At 63.4% G+C, this 4,556-nt stretch carries 6 protein-coding genes and 1 pseudogene; 4 read left to right on the forward strand and 3 right to left on the reverse strand.

The features are described 5' to 3' along the window. Positions 1–541, reverse strand: a 541-nt coding sequence (locus LQT98_RS23240; RefSeq protein WP_331282592.1) for a cation transporter, incomplete at its 3' end; no start/stop codon positions are given. A gap of 144 nt (positions 542–685) precedes the next feature. Here LQT98_RS23240 and LQT98_RS23245 point away from each other — a divergent pair. Next, a complete protein-coding gene (locus LQT98_RS23245; protein ID WP_231465559.1) occupies positions 686–1,156 on the forward strand; it encodes a Cd(II)/Pb(II)-responsive transcriptional regulator in 471 nt (156 codons plus the stop codon). Then, positions 1,153–1,812, forward strand: coding sequence for an OmpA family protein (locus tag LQT98_RS23250; RefSeq protein ID WP_231465561.1), 660 nt, complete (start codon positions 1,153–1,155; stop codon positions 1,810–1,812). The genes LQT98_RS23245 and LQT98_RS23250 overlap by 4 nt, the downstream gene beginning before the upstream one ends. Before the next feature lie 180 nt (positions 1,813–1,992). On the opposite strand, the gene LQT98_RS23255 is transcribed toward LQT98_RS23250, so the two are convergent. Continuing rightward, on the reverse strand, positions 1,993–2,676 hold the full coding sequence (locus tag LQT98_RS23255) for an LrgB family protein (RefSeq protein WP_048411393.1): 684 nt from the start codon (positions 2,674–2,676) through the stop codon (positions 1,993–1,995). Further along, positions 2,666–3,097: a CidA/LrgA family protein gene (locus LQT98_RS23260; protein ID WP_048411392.1), complete on the reverse strand. Its 432-nt coding sequence runs from the start codon at positions 3,095–3,097 to the stop codon at positions 2,666–2,668. Before LQT98_RS23260 ends, LQT98_RS23255 begins: the two co-directional genes overlap by 11 nt. A 121-nt stretch (positions 3,098–3,218) precedes the next feature. Between LQT98_RS23260 and LQT98_RS23265 the strand changes: the two are divergent. Both LQT98_RS23265 and LQT98_RS23270 read left to right on the forward strand, forming a co-directional pair. Next, positions 3,219–4,059 (forward strand): annotated as a pseudogene (locus LQT98_RS23265) (LysR substrate-binding domain-containing protein). 27 nt (positions 4,060–4,086) lie between these two features. Further along, positions 4,087–4,539 carry an LEA type 2 family protein gene (locus LQT98_RS23270; RefSeq protein ID WP_231465563.1) on the forward strand — a complete coding sequence of 151 codons (453 nt, stop codon included), beginning with the start codon at positions 4,087–4,089 and terminating at the stop codon, positions 4,537–4,539. The last annotated feature ends 17 nt before the right edge of the window (positions 4,540–4,556 follow it).

Consider the following 4,556-nt stretch of genomic DNA (forward strand, 5'->3'; position numbering starts at 1 on the left):
GCAGCCAATTGCCGCGGCGCGAGGCCTTGGGCTGTTCCACCGGCGCCGAGGCGTCCGTCAGCTCCACCGCCTTCATGCCCACCTTGGCGATGGCCTGTTTGACGCCGTCCAGATTGGGCAGATCGTGACGCACCAGCAATACCCGCTCGATGAAGTTGAACTCCAGCGCGGCCACCCCCGTCATACCGCCCAAGGCTTTTTCGATCAGCTTGGCCTCGGTCGGACAGTCCATCGCCTGGATATGCAAGCGCGCCTGCTGCCGGCCGCCCTCGCCCAAGGACACCGCGCGCGGCGCTTCCGCGCCGTGGTCGTGGCCCGAGCAGGCCTGGCCCGCATGCTGGTGGTCGTGGTCGTGGTCGTGCTTGTGGCCGTGCTCATGATCGTGCGCGGCGGATGGCTGGGCCGGCAGCGCCGCCTCCAGTTTGTGGCCGCAGCAATCGTCCTTCGTGCGCGGATCGGGCTTGCCCTCCCCGCCGCGGCAAGAAGCATGGCCGGCATGCGGCGCAAGCCCGCGCCGCTTTCTTTGCGCTGGATGGAACATGGTTGCCTCCCTGGTTCGGATGAATATAGCCTCATTGCAAACCCTGTAGTCGCTACAAGGTCAAGTTTTTTTGCTAAAATTTTCTCATCCGGCGGCAAGTCGCCGCCACCGCCCTATCGGCGGGTATCTTGCGGGAGAACTGAGATGCTGATTGGAGAACTGGCGCGCCAGACCGGCTGCGAAGTGGAAACCATCCGTTATTACGAGCGCGAAGGCCTGCTGTCCGCGCCGCAGCGCAGCGCTTCCGGCTACCGCCGCTATAACGCCGAACAATTGGGCGAACTGAATTTCATCCTGCATTGCCGCTCGCTGGGCATGTCGCTGGCCGATATCCGCCAACTGGCCGCCTTCAAGGCCGACTCCTCGCTGGCCTGCGACGACATCAATCAACTGATAGACCAGCAGATCAGCAAGGTGCATCAGCAAGTGGAAAGCCTGCGCCTGCTGGAGCAGCAGCTGCTGGCCTTGCGTGACCGCTGCCACGATCACCATACCGTGGCAGAATGCGGCATTCTGCAAACCCTGGTGGAGGCGTCCGAAGGCGAGCCCTGCGTTTGCCACACGCCCTTCGGCCAGGACCCGCACCCTCATCATCCTTCCGTGGAGAAGCAATGACCCATTTGTTCAAGCCCGCCACCGCCGTCGCGACCCTGGTCGCGCTGGCCCTGTCCGCCTGCACCACCAATCCGCAGACCGGCCAGACCGAAATCAGCAAGACCGCCCTTTACGGACTGGGCGGGGCGGCGGCCTGCGGCCTGGTGGGCGCGCTGACCCATGGCGGCAAGGGCGCCCGCAATTCGGCGCTGGCTTGCGGCGCGATCGGCGCCGGCATCGGCGGCTATATGGATTACCAGGAAAAACAACTGCGCGAGAAGCTGAAGAACAGCCAGATCGCCGTCGAGCGCATCGGCGACCAGCTCAAGCTATCGCTGCCCAACAATATCACCTTCCCCACCAACGGCTACCAGTTGAACGACAAGGTGCAAAAGCCGCTGACCGACATCGCCGGCGTGCTGGTGCAATTCCCCGACACCTCGATCACCGTGGCCGGCCACACCGACAGCAGCGGCGCCGCCGCTTACAACCAGACCTTGTCGGAGAAACGCGCCCAGTCGGTGACCGAATACCTGCAAGGCCAGGGCGTCAACTCGGTGCGGGTGCGCACCATGGGTTACGGCGCGGCCCAGCCAGTGGCCAGCAATGCCAGCGACAGCGGCAAGGCGCGCAACCGCCGCGTGGAGATCATGATCACGCCGCAGCAAATGGGCTGAACGATCTAGATACTCAACCCGGCTCCGGCCGGGTTTTTTATCGTCCATGCGCAGCGGAATGGGCAAAAAAAGGGGCCAACCCACTGGGTCGGCCCTAACAACGCTCGTTTGGGGAGATGAGGAGAAACCACCGCACGCCACCCCACGGGTATGCGGGTCACAACAAGTACACACACAAAGCTACAACAACAAACCTATCAGCGGCGCGGCGAACACCGTCGCCAAGCCGCCCAGCATCATGGTCAGGCTGGCCACCACGCCTTCTTCGGCGCCCAGCTCGCTGGCCTTGGCGGTGCCGGCCGCGTGAGCGGCTGCGCCGAAAAGAGCCCCGCGCGCCAGGCTGGAGCGCAGCGGCAGCAAGGCCAGCATCACTTCGCCCAGCAACATGCCGCACACCCCGGTCATCACCACGAACACCGCGGTCAGATCCGGCGAGGCGCCGATACCGGAAGCCGTGGCCAGCGCGAACGGGGTGCTGATCGAACGCGGCGCCAGGCTGCGCTGCAGCAAATCCGACAAGCCCAACAGACGCGCCAGCCAGATCGAACTGAACACCGCCACCGGCATGCCCACCAGCACGCCGCAACTCAGCGACAGCCAGTGCCGGCGTATCATCGCGCGGTGCTCGTAGATCGGCACCGCGAAAGCCACCGTGGCCGGGCCCAACATCCAGGTCAGCCAGCGGGTGTCTTCGAAATACACCCGGTACGGCACCTTGGCCAGGACCACCAGCGCAATCACCAACAGCGGCACCGCCAGAATCGGGGCGCTCCACCAATTGCGCTTTTTCAGATAAAACCTTTTGACCAGTCCGTACAAAACAACGGTAATCAGCAGACTGGCCAGTGCAATCTCATGCTCCATGCGTCTTCACCTGTTTCTGGCGGCCATGCCAGCGCATGGCGACCTCCAGCCGGTAACATTTGTCCACCACCCAGGAGGTCACCGCCATCACCAGCAAGGTGGACAGCACGATCACCGCCACGATCCGCAGCCCGGCGGCCATGATCACGTCCGGGTACTGGATCACCGCCACCACGGCGGGAATGAAGAACAACAACATTTCGGCCAACAACCAGCGGGCGCCGCTACGGCACCAGGCCAGCGGCAACCAGCCCAGCCAGAGCGCCGCCAGCACCAGGAACATACCCAGCACGCCGGCAGGCACCACAGGCAGGAAATGGCTGCTCAACTGGCTGGCCGCGATCCACACCACGCTCAGCAGCGCCACTTGACCTACGGTCAGCGCCACTTGCTTGAATGCGGAAAGATTCGGGTTTGCCATGATTGAGCCACTACACAACACAGGGAGTGCTTCGAGTATAGAGCGCCGACATGCATTCAAAAAATGAATTAAAATTATTTCACGCATTCCAATCTGGAATACATGATCCGGACAAGCACATATGGACATCCGCGCGCTGCGCTATTTCATCGAAGTGGTCAAACGCCACAGCTTCACCAAGGCGGCCGAAGCCCTTTATGTGACCCAGCCCACCATCAGCAAGATGGTGCGCCAGCTGGAAGAGGAATTGGGCTGCCCGCTGATCCTGCGCGAGGGCCGCAGCTTCCGGCTCACCGACGCCGGCCGCGCCACCTATGAGCGCGGCCTGGACGTGCTGTCGGCGATGAACCAGTTGAAGACCGAGCTGTCCGACTTGTCCGCGCTCAAGCGCGGGGAATTGGTGGTCGGCCTGCCGCCGATGGTGGGCGTGGCCTTCTTCGCGCCGGTGGTCAGCAGCTTCCGTCAGCGCTACCCGCAGATCGAACTGAAAATGGTGGAGGATGGCGCGCTGGCGATAGAAAGCAGCGTGCGCAGCGGCGAGCTGGAAATCGGCGTGGCGGTGCTGCCGGTGGATAATCAGGCTTTCGACCAGTTCGCCGTGGTGCGCGACCCGCTATGCCTGGTGGCGCCGGCCGGCTCGCCTTGGCGCGGTCAGAGCGTGGTGCGGCTGGAGCAGATCGCCGATCAGCCCTTCGTGCTCTATCCGCAGGATTTCACGCTGGCGCGCCGGGTCAGCGACGCCTTCCGCGAGCTGGGCNNTGGTCTCCGCCCATATGGGCGTCACCCTGCTGCCGCGCTCCATCGTCGAACGGCTGGACCGCGCCGCCTACGATGTGATTCCGCTGGCCGAGCCCAAGCTGGTCTGGCATCTGGCGCTGATCTGGCAGAAGAACGGATACTTGTCGCACGCGGCGCGCGCCTGGCTGGCGGTGACACGCGATGTGCTGGGCGGTTTGGAATAAAACCAGTCAAACCAAGGAAAACCGAATATGAAACGATATCTGGGCATCGCCCTGTTCGCGCTGCTGCTGAGCGGCTGCGCGGCGCTAAACTATCAGAAACCGCAGATCAGCATCGCCGACGTCAAGCCCGGCAAGACCACCCTGTTCGAACAAAGCTTCGAAGTCAGCCTGCGGGTCAGCAACCCCAACAACCTGGCCTTGAACGCCAAGGGCATGACGCTGGAACTGAACGTGGCTGGCGAGAAGCTGGCCACGGGAGTCAGCAATCAGGCGATCGCGGTGCCGGCGCTGGGCGAAGGCCTGATCACGCTGCAATTGCACACCTCGCTGGCCGGCTGGCTGAAACAGATTGGCAAGGCGATGGAGGCCGGCAACGGCGGCAAGCTGGAATACCAGCTGAACGGCACGCTGGAAGACCTGAACGGCATGGGCCGAGTGCCGTTCCGCAGCAAGGGGGAATGGAAGCTGCCCGGCCAGTAAGAACCTGTTCAAAGTCT

Source organism: Chromobacterium aquaticum (assembly GCF_021129195.1).
Classification (GTDB): domain Bacteria; phylum Pseudomonadota; class Gammaproteobacteria; order Burkholderiales; family Chromobacteriaceae; genus Chromobacterium; species Chromobacterium aquaticum.

Coding starts and splice junctions, on each gene's coding strand:
- LQT98_RS23245 (WP_231465559.1), top strand. CDS start 686: ATGCTGATTGGAGAACTGGCGCGCCAGACCGGCTGCGAAGTGGAAACC.
- LQT98_RS23250 (WP_231465561.1), top strand. CDS start 1,153: ATGACCCATTTGTTCAAGCCCGCCACCGCCGTCGCGACCCTGGTCGCG.
- LQT98_RS23255 (WP_048411393.1), bottom strand. CDS start 2,676: ATGGAGCATGAGATTGCACTGGCCAGTCTGCTGATTACCGTTGTTTTG.
- LQT98_RS23260 (WP_048411392.1), bottom strand. CDS start 3,097: ATGGCAAACCCGAATCTTTCCGCATTCAAGCAAGTGGCGCTGACCGTA.
- LQT98_RS23270 (WP_231465563.1), top strand. CDS start 4,087: ATGAAACGATATCTGGGCATCGCCCTGTTCGCGCTGCTGCTGAGCGGC.